A 17,505-nucleotide genomic window follows, 5' to 3' on the forward strand; every position below is an offset into this window, starting at 1 on the left:
AAAATAAAATGAGTATTTTAAATGCTATCAGAAATAAAATTATTCATAGAATTTTTGCCTTAATAAATAATGAAACTATTTATCAAAAAGATTTTGTAATATCATAGAAATCGAACTGACGGATGGTTGACGCTAGTGATTGTGTTTGTGGAATTGTTTATGGTGATGGATTGATATAGTACTAGGCGAAGGGATTCGCGCGGTAGCTGGGATTATCAAAGCTCGAAAGTTTAGATGTTCTTCTAAAAAAGACTTGGTTTTTGTAACTTTCAAGAAAGGATACACCATTCAATTTCAAATTGTTGATGGTAAAATAAATGCTGTTGAGAATAAATTGAGAAACTAATTTAACTGCTCGTGAAAGACTTCCAGTAAAAACTCAGGAGAAATCATTTTGGTTGGCGACTTTTCCATGGCTTTCAAGACGCGTTTAATGGCATGAGGATTTAAACCCATGTTGATGCCTATTTCGTGGATTTTTATTTGTTCGCGTTCATGAAGTATACCGTCGCAATGCATTAACAAAGCCAAACGATAAAATTGTTGAATGCGCTCAAACTCACTTTTGATGATTTCACTTCGATGTTCTTCATGGAATAGTTGGTTTAACTCTGTTTTGTTGATGCCTAATTCTACTGCTACAATTGACAAAAATTGATATTCTCTATCGTGGAGTTCGCCATCAACAATGGCAAAAGCAATCATATCGGATAATAAAGCTAATTTTTGTTCGTAGTTTTCCATCAAATGAGTAATTTTAGCTAAAATATAATTTTTTGTTAAAACTTTAAAACAAACCGCGTGAAATTTCTTTTAATCTTCTTCTGTTTTTTAAGTTTCCTGCTTACTTATGCGCAGCAAGCCGAAACCAATCAGCGCTATTCAACCTTTACTATTGATGCGCCACAACTGAAAACCAAAAAGAAAATTTGGGTTTACCTTCCAAAAGATTATGAGAAAACTACCCAAAAATATCCTGTCATCTACATGCACGATGGTCAAAATTTGTTTGATGCAAAAACATCCTATGTAGGCGAATGGAATGTGGATGAAACACTAGACAGTATCAATGCCAAAGTAATCGTAATCGGTATCGAACACGGCGGCGAGAAACGAATTGAAGAACTAACGCCTTTTCCTCATGCCAAATATGGTGGCGGAAAAGCTGATGATTATCTAGATTTTCTGGTAAACACTTTAAAACCTCATATTGACAAAACCTACCGAACTAAAACCACTGCAAAAAACACCGCTATTTTTGGGAGTTCACTCGGTGGATTGATTTCTTTTTATGCTGCTTTAAAATATCCCGAAGTCTTTGGAAAAGTAGGTTGCTTCTCGCCTGCTTTTTGGTTCAACCGAAATGAATTAATCGAGTTAATGCAAAAAACAGAGAAATTTAAAACCAAAATCTACTTCCTTTGTGGCGATAACGAAGGCGATGCCGATGTAGTTCCTGATATGGAAAACGTGGTAAAATGGGTAAACTCTATGCGATGTGAATGCAAAAAACTAAATAAATCCGTAATCATAAAAGGCGGACAACATAATGAAAAACTTTGGCGTGAGAACTTTAAAAACGCTTACCTTTGGCTGTTTTAAAGAATTTAGAATTTAGAATTAAGAATTAAAAAATAGGAATTATGAATAACAACGATATATTTAAAAAGCTTCGCGTTGCGCTTCAATTGCGTGATGATCAAATAGAAGAAATCCTTAAACTGGTAGATTTCAGAATGTCGAAAGGCGAAATTGGAAACTTCTTCCGCAATGCTGATCATCCTAAATATATGGAATGTGGCGATCAGGTTTTGCGTAATTTCTTGAACGGATTGGTAATCTATCTTCGTGGTACGAAAGAAAACCCAACGAATGCCATGGATGTTATCAAGAAAAATCAAGCGGAAGTTAAAAAGAACATTGCTGCCAAAGCAAAACCAGAAACCAAACCAAAGGTTGAAGTAAAAAGCAAACCAGCTAATAAACCGAAACCAAAGCCAAAAACTCCAAAAGTTCAAGTGGTAGAGAAGTTTCAGTACAAAAGCGGAAAGAACAAAAAATAACTTGATATGCAAGAGCTAAAAGAGTTAATTCATCAGCTGGAAAACCATATTGCGGTAGAAAATAAATTGAATGCAAAGGTTTCAAAAGTTGCCGTTGGTTGGCATATAGATCACAGCTTGCGACTAATAACTGCTGTAATTAATGGTTTAAAAAAATCAAATCCTGATGAATTCAAGAAGACTTTTAGCTTGAAGAAAAAGATTTTGTTTGGATTAGGTTTTTTTCCAAGAGGAAAAGCCAAAGCTCCAAAATATGTTAGAACTTATGAACCTATTACCGAAAATGATTTGGTTTTGATGGTTCAATCTGCAAAAAAATCGGTGGAAGAAATTCCAAGTTTACATCCAGATAGTTTTATTGCACATCCACTATTTGGTGATTTAAAACTGAAAGAAACTATTTATTTCATTAAACTTCACACCAAACATCATATCAAAATTATTGAAGATATTATTAAGAAGTAATTTTTTTTATTTCACAGAGTTGCGCAAAGTATTGCACAGAGTTTCACAATGGAATTTTAAGAATAAAAAAAGGAATCTCAACATGGTGTTTTGAGATTCCTTTTTTATTTAAAAGACTATTTTATTATTCTAAACTCAATCGTTTTTGCTCTCTTGCCAATAACGTATTTTTCAGCAACATAGCAATTGTCATTGGTCCAACTCCACCAGGAACTGGCGTAATGTAAGATACTTTTTTAGATACCATTTCAAAATCTACATCGCCTGTAATTTTATAACCACGCGGATCGGTTTCGTCAGCAACTCGTGTAATTCCAACGTCGATAACGACAGCATCATCTTTTATCATTTCGGCTTTTAAATAATTAGGAACGCCAAGTGCTGTAATGATAATATCGGCTTGCGTGGTGATTTGAGCGATATTTTTAGTATAACTATGCGTTAAAGTTACCGTTGAATTTCCTGGAAAACCTTTTCTTCCCATCAAAATACTCATTGGTCGTCCAACAATATGACTTCTTCCGATAACAACAGTGTGTTTTCCTTTGGTTTCTACATTGTATCGTTCTAATAATTCCAAAATCCCAAATGGCGTTGCTGGAATAAATGTACTCATATCCAAAGCCATTTTTCCAAAGTTTTCAGGATGGAAACCGTCAACATCTTTGCTTGGATCGATAGCCATCAAAACGCGTTGTGTATCAATTTGTTCGGGTAACGGCAACTGAACGATAAAACCGTCGATGTTATCATCTTCATTTAATTCGATGATTTTTTTTAGCAATTCGGTTTCTGAAGTTGTGCTTGGCATTTTGATTAACGTAGATTCAAAACCTACCAATTCGCAGGCTTTTACTTTACTGCCAACATAAGTTAAACTTGCTCCGTCGTTACCAACAATAATGGCAGCAAGATGTGGCACTTTTTCGCCATTTTTTTTCATCTTGTTTACTTCGGCTGTAATTTCTGCCTTGATGTCGCTGGAGATTTTTTTTCCGTCTAATAATTCCATTTCTGTTTCGGGTTTAAATGTTTCATGTTCAAAGTTGTGTAAGCAAACATGAAACGCAGTAGTTAGTTGTTATTTAAAAAACTTAAGGTTTAAAATTTCGCACTCGAAACTTTAAACCTTACCTTATTATCTCATTCCTTTCATTCCGCCCATCATTCTCATCAAATTTTTTCCGCCTGAACCTTGCATCATTTTCATCATTTTGCTCATTTGGTCAAATTGTTTCATCAATTGATTTACTTCCTCGATTTTTCTACCAGAACCTTTTGCAATTCTAGTTTTTCTTTTCATATCGATGATTGACGGTTTTGTTCTTTCTTTTGGTGTCATCGAATAAATGATGGCTTCGATATGCTTGAACGCGTCATCTTCTATTTCTACATCTTTTAATGCTTTTCCAGCTCCAGGAATCATTCCGACTAAGTCTTTCATGTTACCCATTTTTTTCACTTGCTGAATTTGTGCCAAGAAATCATCAAAACCAAATTCGTTTTTAGCGATTTTCTTCTGAATTTTTCTTGCTTCTTCCTCGTCATATTGTTCTTGCGCTCTTTCAACTAAGGAAACAACGTCTCCCATTCCGAGAATTCTATCTGCCATACGCGAAGGATAGAACACGTCGATAGCTTCCATTTTTTCACCTGTTCCGATGAATTTGATTGGTTTATTAACTACCGATTTAATCGAAATAGCTGCTCCACCACGAGTATCTCCATCTAATTTGGTTAAAATAACTCCGTCAAAATTCAATCTATCGTTAAATGCTTTTGCTGTGTTTACCGCATCTTGACCTGTCATGGAGTCAACAACGAACAACGTTTCTTGTGGTTTAATTGCCGCATGAACATTGGCAATTTCGTTCATCATTTCTTCATCGATTGCTAAACGACCAGCTGTATCGACAATGACTACGTTGAATCCGTTTGATTTTGCGTGTTGGATAGCATTTAATGCAATTTGAACTGCATTTTTATTTTCTGGTTCTGAATAAACCTCAACACCTATTTGGTCACCAACTACGTGCAACTGATTGATTGCCGCTGGACGATAAATATCACAGGCTACTAAAAGTGGTTTTTTATTTTTCTTAGTTTTAAGATAGTTTGCTAATTTTCCAGAAAAAGTAGTTTTTCCCGAACCTTGCAAACCAGACATTAAAATAACCGATGGATTTCCCGAAAGGTTAATTCCTGTAGCTTCGCCACCCATTAATTCGGTTAATTCGTCTTTAACAAGTTTCACCAATAATTGTCCTGGTTCTAATGTTGTTAAAACGTTTTGCCCGATTGCTTTTTCTTTAACCGCAGTTGTAAAATCTTTTGCAATTTTAAAATTGACATCGGCATCAAGTAATGCACGACGTACTTCTTTCAAAGTTTCGGCTACATTGACTTCGGTAATTTTTCCGTGTCCTTTTAAAATATGAAACGCTTTATCTAGTTTATCACTTAAGTTATTGAACATAATAGTAAGCTTTGTTATTTTTAATGAAGTGGCAAAGATAACTTAAAGTTAGAAAGTTGACAAATAAAGAAAGTTGAAATTATGCAATAAAAAAACCAACTTTTCAGTTGGCTTATTTTTAGTTTTTGTTCTAAATTAATTTTTCTCAAAAGTAAGTAAATCGATACTTCCATCGCCGCCAGAAACGTGCTTTAGTTCAAGCTTGGTTGCCGATGAAGATAGAACTCTCCAATCTTCGGTTATTTCTTCAAATGGTCCATTGGCATCAGGAAAAGTGATATCAAATTTTGTTGAACCACTATCAGAATACGTTGACCATGTTCCGTTTTTGGTCGTTGAACCGTTAACCGCTACCATTGTTCCATTAGAATTAATAGAAAAATTATATCCATTAAAATTACTGGTTTGGTTGGTTCCATCTTCTTGAAACAAAGTTACACGCCAAGTTCCCGAAGTAACATTTGTAGTAACGGTTGATGTTGATGGCGAATTATCATCAGAATTATCGTCATCAGAACTGCACATTGATGCTACATTTAGCATAAAAAGGAAAAATAAAGCTGGGATTAAAATTAGTTTTTTCATTTGGTTACGTTTTAAAAGTTATTGTTTTAAGAAAAAATATGCTATTGATGTAATTGTTATCCAAATTATTACTTGCAATGCAATGTAAGCAACTGACTTTTTATTGGGATTTTCACAATTCATAATTCAACAAGATTTAGTTTTTAGTAAAAGTCAAATAGTCAATGCTACCATCACCACCGCTAACGTGTTTTAATTTTATTACGGTCGTAGAAAACTCAATTATTCGCCAATCTTCTTCAATTTCGTCAAGCACATTGCCGTTAAATTCTAATTCTAACTTGTTATAACCGCTATCGAGATATTGTTCCCAAGTTCCGTTTATAGTCGTTGAATTTTTTACTGTTATTGATGTTCCATTATTTGAAAAAGTGAAATTATATCCAGCAAAATAATCTGTTTCTATATCATCATCTTCTTGAAAATAGGAAATGTACCAAGTTCCTGAAGTTAATACTTCTGAAAAATCAGGATTACTTCCACCACCAGAATTATCATCACAATCATCGATTGAATCTTCAATAAAATCTTCCAGCTGGGAATTTGAATTAATTGTAATGGTTTGACCATTAGAATTTACTGCCGAAATTGGATAACTAATGGCAACAAAAGTGGCAGAAGACAAATTAGCTAAAAAATTAAAAAACATTGAGTTACTAGTTATCGTTACGGTATCTGCTATTTGATTATTACTATCATAAACATTTATTACAATTGGATACACTAATGAAATACAATCAATCTCATCAAAACCATCATCGTCGCCACAATCGTCTAAAATATCATCTAATTGATCGGGAGTTTGAACTACAAGAGTTTGAAAATTTTGGAATTGGATTGTTATTGGATAAATGAAGTTTACAATATCATCATCGTTTGAAAATTCGTTAATTGCATCTTGCACTATTTGATAATCATTTTGATTTGTTACCACTATTTCTTGCGAATTGACAATAACCGTAACGGGAAGCACAACGCTGAAACAACTTGAATTGTCTAATATATTATCGATAGACGTTGGGTTCTGAGAAGTTCTTGCTAACAAACTAGCTATTGGCGATGTTTTTGCAAAACTTTGCGTGTTGTCTTGAATTATAGTTTCTTCTTCTTTTTGACAACTAGTCAATAAAAGAAAAACAAAACCAAGCAATATGTAAAAAGATGTTTTCATACAATATAAATCCGTTTGATTTATTAGTTAAACAATTGATTTCAAAGTTACCCTACTTTAATCAAAAAAAATAATTATTTTTACTTCAAGTTTATCACAAAAAACATGTCAAAAGACAAAATCACAGGTATTTGCAAAGAAAATATTTTTTCTTCTTTTTTTAAAAGCCACGCTAAATCGCTCCGAAACTATTTATACTATAAGTTTGGGAATGAAGAACAAGCTGAAGATGTAACTCAAGAAGCTTTTATCAAATTATGGCAAAATTGTGCTGATGTTCCATTAGAAAAAGCAAAATCTTATATCTATACTATTGCCAATAATGCTTCTTTGAATGTAATTGCGCATCAAAAAGTTGTGTTGAATTATGCCAAAAGTTCTGCAACTAAAGAAAGTACCAACGAAAGTCCTGAATTTTTATTAGAAGAAGAACAGTTTAAAACAAAATTATTACAAGCAATAGAAAAACTGAATGAAAAACAGCGAGTTGCCTTTTTGATGCATCGAATAGACGGAAAAAAATATGCAGAAATTGCTTTGGAACTCGAAATTTCGGTAAAAGCCGTGGAAAAAAGAATTCACTTAGCACTTTTAGAATTAAGAAAAGAATTTGAAAATTTTAAGTAGGGTAAAATTACTTTAATATGTTTTAGTATTGAAATGTATTAGATTATGGAAGAAAATTACAAATTATCAAAATGGCTAAACGATGAAATGACTGCTGAGGAATTTACTGAATTCCAAGCAGACAAGGACTTTGCCATTTTTGAAAAAATAAAAAAATATTCCTCAGAGTTGCAAACACCAACTTTTGATGAAGAAAAGATGCTTTCCAAAATTGTGACTTCACCTAAAAAAGAAGTCAAAACCATTTCTTTATATAAACATTGGGCTTTGAGAATAGCTGCAATTTTTGTGATTAGCATTGGAATATTTTTTGGTGCAAGAAATTTTGCTTCCTATACAGAATATGCTGGCAATGGAACGCAAAACACTTTTTTACTTCCCGATAATTCAGAAATTGTATTGAATTCGGCTTCTGAAATACAATATAAAAAATGGAACTGGGACAACAACAGAAGTTTAAATCTTGATGGCGAAGCTTTTTTTAAAGTAGCCAAAGGGAAAAAATTTGAAGTAAATACTTCACATGGAAAAGTAACGGTTCTTGGAACGCAGTTTAACGTAAAACAACGAGAGAATTATTTTGATGTAAGCTGTTACGAAGGAAAAGTAAAAGTAAATTTTGACACCAAAGAATATATTTTAACCAAAGGAATGAGCGTTGCGTTTCGAGATGGAAAAGCATTAGATATTCCATTAAAAAACAATACAAAACCCGAATGGTTATCTGATGAAATGGTTTTTTATCAAGAAAGTTTACCATCAATAGTAGCCGAATTTGAAAGACATTTTAATATAGAATTAGAATTAAATACTACTGGAAATGGACAACTATTTACAGGAACAATTCCAGCAAAAAATAGTGACACAGCGCTCCAAATTTTGTGTACTACTTATCATTTGAAACCTACAAAAGTGACTAAAACTAAAATCATTTTAGAAAACAATTAATGTTTCAAAAGAGAGCGGTTTTTCTATTTATTTTTTTACTCTTTTCTATCTTGAGTTATGCCCAAGAAGATAAGACGGTTATTCCTTTGAAAAATATATTAAATCTTATTACTTCACAACACGATGTGAGATTTAATTATATTGAAGATGAAATTATAGTTTATGCTATTGTTTCACCTAACAAAAAATGGTCGTTGGAACAAAAAATAAAATACTTAAAAAAACAAACTAATCTTCAATTTAAACTTGTTAGCCAAAAATATTATTCCATATACAATGACAAAAAATTGGACAAACCACTTTGTGGGTTTTTGCTTGATTATGAAACAGGAAAACCGATTGAAAACGCACTGCTAACTATTGAAGGAACAACAAATACAACTTTTACTGATGCTGATGGTCATTTTAAATTGCCGAAAGTTTCTTCAAATAATATCAAAATCCAGCATCCAAGCTATAATTCTATCACATTAAATCCAAAAGAATTATATGTTGTTGACTGCCCAAAATTCAAATTACAAGCAATAATTCAATCCTTAGACGAAGTCATAACACAACGTTATATAGCAACTGGTATCAGTAAAAAAAATGATGGAACCATTCAAATTAAACCGAAAAAATTTGGAATTCTACCTGGTTTAATCGAACCCGATGTTTTACAAACCATGCAACAAGTTCCGGGAATTATTAGTGTTGACGAAGCCATTTCAAATATTAATGTTCGCGGCGGAACGCATGACCAAAATTTATTCCTTTGGAACGGAATGAGGATTTTTCAAACTGGACATTTTTTTGGATTAATCTCAGCTTTTAATCCATCATTATCCCAAGAAATAACCATATCAAAAAACGGAAGTTCAGCTTTTTTTGGCGAAAGTGTTTCCAGTTTAGTAACCATTTCATCGCGAAGTAACACTATTGAAGAAACCCATTCGAGCCTGAGTTCCAATTTAATTAGTGCCGAATTTTTTTCTAAAATTAAACTTTCAGATAAAGCAAATGTAACTGTAGCTGGAAGACGTTCTTTAACCGATTTTTTTTCATCACCAACCTACAAAAACTACAGTAATCGAATTTTTCAAAACACGATTATTACTGATTTGAATGACAATCAAATTATCAACTACAATAACGATGTTGATTTTTATTTTTATGATGCAAGTCTTCAATATCAACAAAAAATTGGAACAAAAAATGAACTTAACATTGATTTTTTAGTAATCGAAAATTCGTTAGATTTTAATCAAACAGTATCCAACTTAAGCGAAAACAGTAAACTTACTCAACAAAATTTTGGAAGTACATTTCGATGGAAAACCAATTGGAACAAAAACAATTTTACCGAAATAACCGCTTACCTATCACAATATGATTTACAATCAAACAATAAATCAATTGAAAATGACCAAATTTTATCGCAAAGAAATAAAGTTTTGGATTATAGTTTGAAAATTAAAAGTTCAAACAAACTATCATCTAGTTTTACCTTAAACTCAGGTTATCAATTTAACGAAACTGGTGTTACTAATTTTGATGAAATTAATTTGCCCATTTTCTCAAGAACAATTACAAATGTCTTACTTACTCATGCTGGAATTGTTGAAGGAATTTATGAACCTGAAAGTAAAAAAACATTAATTACTGCTGGATTGCGAGCCAATTACTTTGACAAATTTGGAACTTTTCTTTTTGAACCAAGATTGCAATTTAATCAATCCATAACTCCAAGTGTCAGATTAGAAATTTTAGCCGAACAAAAAAGCCAAACCTTGTCCCAAATTATTGATTTACAGCAAGATTTTCTTGGCGTTGAAAAAAGAAGATGGACTTTGGCTAACAACAATACAATCCCAATTCAAAAAAGCAATCAATTTTCGATTGGGTTCAATTTTAAAAAGAACAATTGGTTGATTACACTTGATAATTTTTATAAAAAAATCACTGGAATTACAACAAGCAGTCAAGGATTTCAAAATCAATTTGAGTTAGAAAAATCGGTTGGTGATTATCAAGTTTTTGGAACAGAATTTTTAATTCAAAAATCATTTAACCAATTTTATACTTGGCTAAGTTATTCTTACAATGACAATAAATATGATTTTAATCAATTAACTAATTTCAATTTTCCAAACAATTTTGAAGTAACCCATGCCATTTCTTGGGCAGGAATTTATGAATGGAAACAGGTAAAATTTGCGCTTGGAACCAAATGGCATACTGGAAGACCAATTACAACTCCTGTAAATAATTTTGTAACCCAAACCAATCCAAAAATTGTATATAATTCACCGAACAATAGCAAACTTGAAGACTATTTTCAAGTAAATTTTTCGGCATCAAAAAAATGGAATTTGAGCAATACCATCAAACTAGAAACTGCAGTTTCTGTTCTTAATTTATTGAATACTAAAAATAGTATTAATCGTTTTTACAGAGTAAATTCAGCTAATAATTCGGTGGAAAGTGTGGATACTTTTTCACTAGAAATGACACCTAACTTTAATGTAAGATTGAGTTTTTAGTATAAAAAAAGCGATTGAAATTTCAATCGCTTTTTGTTTTTACATTCTTTCTGGAACTTCTATTCCGAGTAAAGCAAATCCTGATTTTATAGTATCGGCAACTTTTTTGGAAAGCTGAACACGGAAAATCTTTTTATCTAAATTGTCTTCGCCTAAAATCGAAACCGATTGATAGAACGAATTGTATTCTTTCACTAAATCATACGTATAATTGGCAACCAACGCCGGACTGTGATTTTGAGCTGCATTTTGAATTACTTCTGGATAAAGTTCAATCTGTTTGATTAATTCTTTTTCTTTATTATGAAGCTCGCTTTCGTTCAGACTAACATTTTGGTAATCAAAATCGGCTTTACGTAAAATGGACTGAATTCTGGCATAGGTATATTGAATAAACGGACCAGTATTTCCTGCAAAATCAACTGATTCTTCTGGGTTGAATAAAATTTGTTTTTTTGGATCAACTTTCAAAATATAATATTTCAAAGCACCAAGTCCGATGGTTTTAAACAATTTTGCTTTTTCTTCATCGGAATAACCATCAAGTTTTCCTAATTCAGAAGCAATATCTCCAGCGGTTTTGGTCATTTCTTCCATTAAATCATCGGCATCAACAACGGTTCCTTCACGCGATTTCATTTTTCCTGAAGGCAATTCTACCATTCCATAAGAAAGATGGAAAAGATTTTCTGCCCATTCGAAACCGAGTTTTTTTAGAATTAAAAACAATACTTTAAAATGGTAATCTTGTTCGTTTCCAACAGTGTAAACCATTCCGCCAACATCGGGAAAATCTTTTACACGCTGAATTGCCGTTCCGATATCTTGTGTCATGTAAACCGCAGTTCCATCAGAACGCAACACGATTTTTCTATCCAATCCATCAGAAGTTAAATCAATCCAAACTGAACCATCGGGATCTTTTTCAAAAATTCCTTTTTCCAATCCAAATTTAACGACTTCTTTTCCTAATAAATAAGTATTTGATTCGTAGTAATAACTATCAAAATCAACACCAAGATTTTTATAGGTTTGTGCAAAACCATCATAAACCCATTGGTTCATTTTTTTCCAAAGTTCGATTACTTCTGGTTTTCCGGCTTCCCAATCGAGAAGCATTTGTTGTGCTTCTTGAATGAATGGAGCTAATTTTTTAGCTTCATCTTCGGTTTTTCCTTCAGAAATTAAAGCGTTTATTTCTGATTTATATTGTTTATCAAAAGCTACATAAAAATTTCCAACCAACTTATCGCCTTTCAGACCTGATGTTTCAGGCGTTTGTCCGTTTCCGAATTTTTGCCAAGCCAACATCGATTTACAAATATGAATTCCTCTATCGTTTATGATTTGGGTTTTATACACTTTTTTGCCTGAAGCTTTGATAATTTCAGCAACGGCATATCCTAAAAGATTGTTACGAACGTGACCAAGATGCAAAGGTTTATTGGTATTTGGCGAAGAGTATTCAACCATTACCGCCTTTTCATTTGGCGAAGCCGAAACAAATCCGAAGGTTTCATTATCTTTTATTTGGTTGAAAAAATTAAGATAATAAGCATCCGAAATTACTAAGTTCAAAAATCCAGAAACTACGTTAAAACGAACAACTTCCTGAGTGTTTTCGACTAAATATTGACCAATTTTAGTACCAATTTCAACAGGATTTCCTTTGATTACTTTCAGTAACGGAAAAATCACCATTGTAATATCACCTTCAAAATCTTTCCTGGTTTGTTGAAATTCAATTTTTTCAACAGCAGTATTGAAAACTAATTCAATAGATTTTTTAATGTGTGGCAATAAAATTTCGGATACATTCATGATTATTAATTTAAGTGTGCAAAGATAAGGATTAATAAAAATATTTCTGCAAGATTTTATTATCGAACAAAAACGACATGGTTGTAATTTTAATTGTAAGTTTTAAACTTCAAAATATATAAATTTTATGTATTTCATCGATTTTTTTTGCTTTTAAACGATAAACTAAACAATATTTGTTGTGTCAAAATCACAATTATGAAAAAGTTATTACTATCAATCACATTATTGTTATCTGCTATTGGGTTTTCGCAGCCCATTTCGGTTAGTTCAACAAGCCATTCGGTTTCTCAATTGGTTAATGATGTTTTAATCAATACGCCATGTGCATCGGCTACAAATATCATGTGGCGAACAGGAACAAATTTTGGTTCATCAAACGGAATTGGTTATTTTCAAAATACAAATCCGAATTTTCCAATGCAAAGTGGTGTTATCTTAAGTACAGGAAATGCTGTAAATGCTGCAGGTCCAAATACTACTTTGTTAAATAATGGAAACAACGCTTGGACAGGTGATAGTGATCTTGAAGCGACTTTGGCAGCAGCAGGAATTCCTATGTCATCGGCAAACGCAACCGTTTTAGAATTTGACTTTACTCCAATTTCACCAAATTTTAGTTTTGATTTTATTTTTGCCTCAGAAGAATATGGTAATTATCAATGTCAATATTCCGATGCATTTGCTTTTCTTTTGACTAATTTGAATACAGGTGTAACGACAAACTTAGCTGTTGTTCCTAATACAACCGATCCTATTTCAGTAATCACGATTAGAGATTTTTTATATAACTCATCATGTCCATCGGTAAATGCGGATTACTTTGGACGATTTAATGGAGGTTCAAATGCTGCTTCATCGGCAATTAATTTTAATGGACAAACAAAAGTTTTAACAGCTTCATCGGTTTTAACAACTGGCGTTCCATACCACATAAAATTGGTTATTGCTGACCGATTAGATTATCAATCGGATTCGGCTATTTTTATCTCATCAAATAGTTTTAATATTGGTCAAGATGTTCTTGGTGCAGATTTAACAGTTGCAAATAATACAGCACTTTGCAATGGAACTTCTTATACAATTGATACTCAATTAGATCCAAGTGCTTATACTTTCGTTTGGAAAAACGGAACAACTGTAATTCCTGGACAAACTGGTCCAACTTTGACTGTAAATTCAGCAGGAACGTATAGTGTTACTTATCAAAATTCTTTTGGAGCTTGCTCGGCAATTACTAATGATATTGTTATTGAATATTCATCCCAAATTGCTGTAACAAACCCATACAATCTTTACAGATGTAATACTGGTGCAGGAAGTTATATTTATAATTTAGATTCTAATACTGCTCGTTTAAAAACTGGTTTAGATGCAAATACAATAGTTAGTTACCATACTTCATTAAGTGATGCCAATTCATCCAGTAATTCTTTGCCATTACAATACACTAGTGCGCCGAACACGACAATCTATGCTCGAGTTGAAGTTCCTGGTGGTTGCTTTGTAATTAAAACTTTTGTTTTATATGCTATTGCTCCTGCAATTGCAAATCAACCTCAAAATTTAACAAGCTGTGAAAATTCATATGGTAGTAATGTAGCGAGTTTTAGTTTATCAACACTTAGAGCTACTATTCTGGGTTCACAACTTTCTTCACTATATGATGTGTTTTTTTACAGCTCACAAGCCAATGCTGATAGTAATAACAATCCTTTAAATTCAGTCAATTACACAAGTGGTAACACCACTATATATGTTAGAGTTCATAACAAAAGTGATGTTGCCTGTTATAGTACAACAAGCTTTAATCTAATTGTAGCTCCATTACCTATGGTTGATGTATTACAAGACATTGTCGTTTGTACAGAATATATCTTACCTACAATTACAAATGGAAATTATTTTACAGAACCAAATGGAGGTGGAACTCCATTATTTGCTGGTGATTCAATAACTCAAACGCAAACTATTTATATTTTCAATCAATCAAATGGAACTAATGGATGTTCTGCCAGTAGTTCTTTTTTAGTAACTATTATTGACATTAATAATTTTGCTCCAACAGATGTAATAAAATGTGGAAGCTATAAATTACCTATTTTAACTAGTGGTAAATATTATACACAACCTGGAGGAAATGGTACGCAAATAAATGCAGGAACTGTAATTACAAGTACACAAACTATTTATTTTTATTACCAAACTACCATAGTACCTGTTTGTACAGTCGATACAAGTTTTACAGTTACCATATTGCCTACAGTCGAAGTAGGAACAAGACCTGATGTATTTGAATGTACTTCATATACTTTACCTCCATTAACAATTGGAAAATATTATACTCAAACTAATGGTGGTGGAACAGAAATTCCTGCTGGAACTATTATTACTACAAACAGAACTATTCATGTTTTTGCCACTACAGGTGGTGATAATCCATGTACAGATAGAGATTCTTTTAAAGTATTTATCGGGATAAACCAACCAGCAGATATTAATCAATGTAATGGCTATACACTTCCTAGTTTACCAATTGGAAAATATTATACTGGTCCAATGGGAACAGGACAAGAAATTCCTGCTGGGACATTAATTGATACTAATTCAACTATTTATATCTATGCACCAACTACAAGTGGTCAAAACAATTGTACGGATAACTTATCATTCAATTTAGCTTTTTCTGCACCGCCAATCGATACTTTACCTAGTGTTTCTGCTTGTGTAACTTACACTTTGCCAACAATAACAAATGGAGAATATTTTACTAGTGCTGATGGAACTGGAACGATGCTAAATGCTGGTGACGAAATTACTTCAACACAGACGATTTACATTTTCAAAAGACTGAATGCTTCTTGTGCAAACCAATCGAGTTTTACAGTTACTATTCATCCACTTCCTGTAATTGACTCTAGAGCTGATATTGATATTTGTGACCAATATGTTTTAACTCCTTTAACCGCTGGAAATTACTATACTGGACCAAATGGAACTGGAGATTTATTAACTGGTGGAACTGTGATTACTTCTACGCAACGAATTTATATTTATGCTATTTCCAATACAACTCCAGCATGTAGCATTGAGAATAGCTTCCAATTGAATATTTTCTCAACTGTTGCCGATGATCCAGCTGATGTTACCGTTTGTGACACTTATACTTTACCAACACTTTCTGCAGATAATCATTACTATACTGCAACTGGTGGACCAAATGGTTCTGGTGTAGAATTACTTCCTGGAACTCAAATCACAACTACACAAACTATTTATGTGTTTAGAGAAGCTTTAATTAGAACTTCATTCTCTTGTAGTGCCGAAAATTCATTTGTAGTAACTGTAAATCATACGCCAGTTATCGCGACAATTGCGAACATCAACGTTTGTAACTCGATAGATTTAGCAATTTTACCTGTTGGAAATTATTTTACTGGAACAAACGGAACTGGAACTATGCTAACGGCTGGAACTACAATAACATCTCCGCAAACGCTATATGTTTATGCCGAAACAGCAACCGAACCTAACTGTTCTGCTCAAAGAAGTTTCAATATTAATGTTTTCAATGTAAGCGAATTACCTAACATGACAATCTGCGAAAGTTTTACTTTACCTACTTTACCTGTTGGTCGCTATTATACTGGTCAAAACGGAACTGGAACTCAATTATTATCAGGACAAACAATAAACACTTCACAAACTATTTATATCTATCAACAAGCTCCTTTTTCACCAGCTTGTAGTGACGAAAGTTCATTCACAGTAACTATTATCGATACACCTGTTGCTAATAATGCAGCATTAGCATCAAGAACAGTTTGTGACGAAGATGGAACAAATGATGGTATTACTAATTTTGATTTGACAACTTTAAATTCCGAAGTTTTAGGAACTCAAACTGGTAGCGAGTTTACCGTTCAATATTTTAAAAACTACAATAATGCATTAACGCAAACCAATGCCATTACTTCTACCGATTTAACTTCGGTTTTTGTTAGAGTAAATAATACTTTGGCTCCAAATTGTTTTGACATTAAACCTATCACAATTATTGTAAACAAATTACCAGAACCAACTCCGCTTGATGGCTACGTTTGTATTGACAATGAAACTGGAAATCTATTAAAATCATATACTATATATAGTGGTTTGAGTGCAACAAAATATACATTTGAATGGAAAAATGAAAATGGCGAAGTTGTAGGAACAAATACTGCTTATACAACACTTGTTCCTGGAATTTTCTCACTGGTTGTAACCAATATTACTACTGGATGTGTATCAGAAGTTTTTGAAACAATCGTTGAACAATCAGAACCTGCAGAAGTTACGTATGTGGTTGAAGATGATTTCTCAGATAATCAAAGAATTATTGTAACAGCAACAGGTTTAGGTGGAAATTATGAGTATCAATTAGACAATGGTCAATTTCAAGACAGTAATATTTTTGAAAATGTAACATCTGGAATTCACACCATAACTGTTAGAGATAAAAACGAATGTGGTTCAACAACTATTCAGGCATTGGTTATCAATTATCCAAAATTCTTTACTCCAAATGGTGATGGATACAACGATACTTGGAATATTGGAGATTTAAAAAATCAAACAAATGCTGTAATCATGATTTATGACCGATATGGTAAAGTTCTTAAGCAAATAAGACCAAATAGTCAAGGTTGGGACGGAACTTATAACGGAAATCAAATGAACTCTGACGATTATTGGTTTACGGTTTCATATACTGATGAAAACCAACAACAGCGAGAATTCAAATCCCATTTCGCTATGAAGCGATAACCTACATAAACTATGTTTTAA

Annotated in this window: 13 protein-coding genes; 7 read left to right on the plus strand and 6 right to left on the minus strand. The window is 32.6% G+C overall.

Annotation, left to right across the window (positions count from 1 at the left end):
* Window positions 1-342: 342 nt before the first annotated feature.
* Window positions 343-744, minus strand: a complete 402-nt coding sequence (locus tag G6042_RS02340; protein WP_169522654.1) for a TerB family tellurite resistance protein — start codon at window positions 742-744, stop codon at window positions 343-345.
* A 57-nt stretch (window positions 745-801) separates the two neighbouring features.
* On the opposite strand from G6042_RS02340, the gene G6042_RS02345 reads away from it, so the two are divergent.
* From G6042_RS02345 to G6042_RS02355, 3 genes are read left to right on the plus strand one after another with little or no spacing between them, the layout of a single operon-like run.
* Complete coding sequence (locus tag G6042_RS02345; RefSeq protein WP_317168030.1) at window positions 802-1,602, plus strand: alpha/beta hydrolase; 801 nt, start codon at window positions 802-804, stop codon at window positions 1,600-1,602.
* Window positions 1,603-1,643: 41 nt separating this feature from the next.
* Window positions 1,644-2,063 carry a DUF1456 family protein gene (locus G6042_RS02350; protein WP_169522655.1) on the plus strand — a complete coding sequence of 140 codons (420 nt, stop codon included), beginning with the start codon at window positions 1,644-1,646 and terminating at the stop codon, window positions 2,061-2,063.
* A gap of 6 nt (window positions 2,064-2,069) precedes the next feature.
* Window positions 2,070-2,528 (plus strand): DUF1569 domain-containing protein, encoded by a 459-nt coding sequence (locus tag G6042_RS02355; protein WP_169522656.1) that lies wholly within the window; start codon window positions 2,070-2,072, stop codon window positions 2,526-2,528.
* A gap of 124 nt (window positions 2,529-2,652) precedes the next feature.
* Here the strand turns inward: G6042_RS02355 and G6042_RS02360 are convergent, their stop codons facing one another.
* From G6042_RS02360 to G6042_RS02375, 4 genes are all read right to left on the minus strand, one after another.
* Window positions 2,653-3,540: a bifunctional 5,10-methylenetetrahydrofolate dehydrogenase/5,10-methenyltetrahydrofolate cyclohydrolase gene (locus G6042_RS02360; RefSeq protein WP_169522657.1), complete on the minus strand. Its 888-nt coding sequence runs from the start codon at window positions 3,538-3,540 to the stop codon at window positions 2,653-2,655.
* 126 nt (window positions 3,541-3,666) lie between these two features.
* Window positions 3,667-5,004, minus strand: a complete 1,338-nt coding sequence (gene ffh, locus G6042_RS02365) for a signal recognition particle protein (RefSeq protein WP_169522658.1) — start codon at window positions 5,002-5,004, stop codon at window positions 3,667-3,669.
* Between the two features lie 135 nt (window positions 5,005-5,139).
* Window positions 5,140-5,589: a hypothetical protein gene (locus G6042_RS02370; protein ID WP_169522659.1), complete on the minus strand. Its 450-nt coding sequence runs from the start codon at window positions 5,587-5,589 to the stop codon at window positions 5,140-5,142.
* 136 nt (window positions 5,590-5,725) lie between these two features.
* The gene (locus tag G6042_RS02375; protein WP_169522660.1) at window positions 5,726-6,760 is read right to left on the minus strand and encodes a hypothetical protein; all 1,035 of its coding nucleotides are present in this window, start codon (window positions 6,758-6,760) and stop codon (window positions 5,726-5,728) included.
* A 105-nt stretch (window positions 6,761-6,865) separates the two neighbouring features.
* Here G6042_RS02375 and G6042_RS02380 point away from each other — a divergent pair, with 105 nt between their 5' ends.
* The 3 genes from G6042_RS02380 to G6042_RS02390 are packed head-to-tail and all read left to right on the plus strand — an operon-like array spanning window position 6,866 to window position 10,857.
* Window positions 6,866-7,387: an RNA polymerase sigma factor gene (locus G6042_RS02380; RefSeq protein ID WP_169522661.1), complete on the plus strand. Its 522-nt coding sequence runs from the start codon at window positions 6,866-6,868 to the stop codon at window positions 7,385-7,387.
* Between the two features lie 45 nt (window positions 7,388-7,432).
* Complete coding sequence (locus G6042_RS02385) at window positions 7,433-8,335, plus strand: FecR family protein (RefSeq protein ID WP_169522662.1); 903 nt, start codon at window positions 7,433-7,435, stop codon at window positions 8,333-8,335.
* A complete protein-coding gene (locus G6042_RS02390) occupies window positions 8,335-10,857 on the plus strand; it encodes a TonB-dependent receptor (RefSeq protein WP_169522663.1) in 2,523 nt (840 codons plus the stop codon). The genes G6042_RS02385 and G6042_RS02390 overlap by 1 nt, the downstream gene beginning before the upstream one ends.
* Window positions 10,858-10,896: 39 nt before the next feature.
* On the opposite strand, the gene argS is transcribed toward G6042_RS02390, so the two are convergent.
* The gene (argS, locus tag G6042_RS02395; RefSeq protein WP_169522664.1) at window positions 10,897-12,678 is read right to left on the minus strand and encodes an arginine--tRNA ligase; all 1,782 of its coding nucleotides are present in this window, start codon (window positions 12,676-12,678) and stop codon (window positions 10,897-10,899) included.
* A 198-nt stretch (window positions 12,679-12,876) separates the two neighbouring features.
* Between argS and G6042_RS02400 the strand changes: the two genes are divergently transcribed.
* Complete coding sequence (locus G6042_RS02400) at window positions 12,877-17,484, plus strand: T9SS type B sorting domain-containing protein (protein ID WP_169522665.1); 4,608 nt, start codon at window positions 12,877-12,879, stop codon at window positions 17,482-17,484.
* Window positions 17,485-17,505 lie beyond the last annotated feature (21 nt).

This window comes from Flavobacterium solisilvae, from assembly GCF_012911605.1.
Classification (GTDB): Bacteria; Bacteroidota; Bacteroidia; order Flavobacteriales; family Flavobacteriaceae; genus Flavobacterium; species Flavobacterium solisilvae.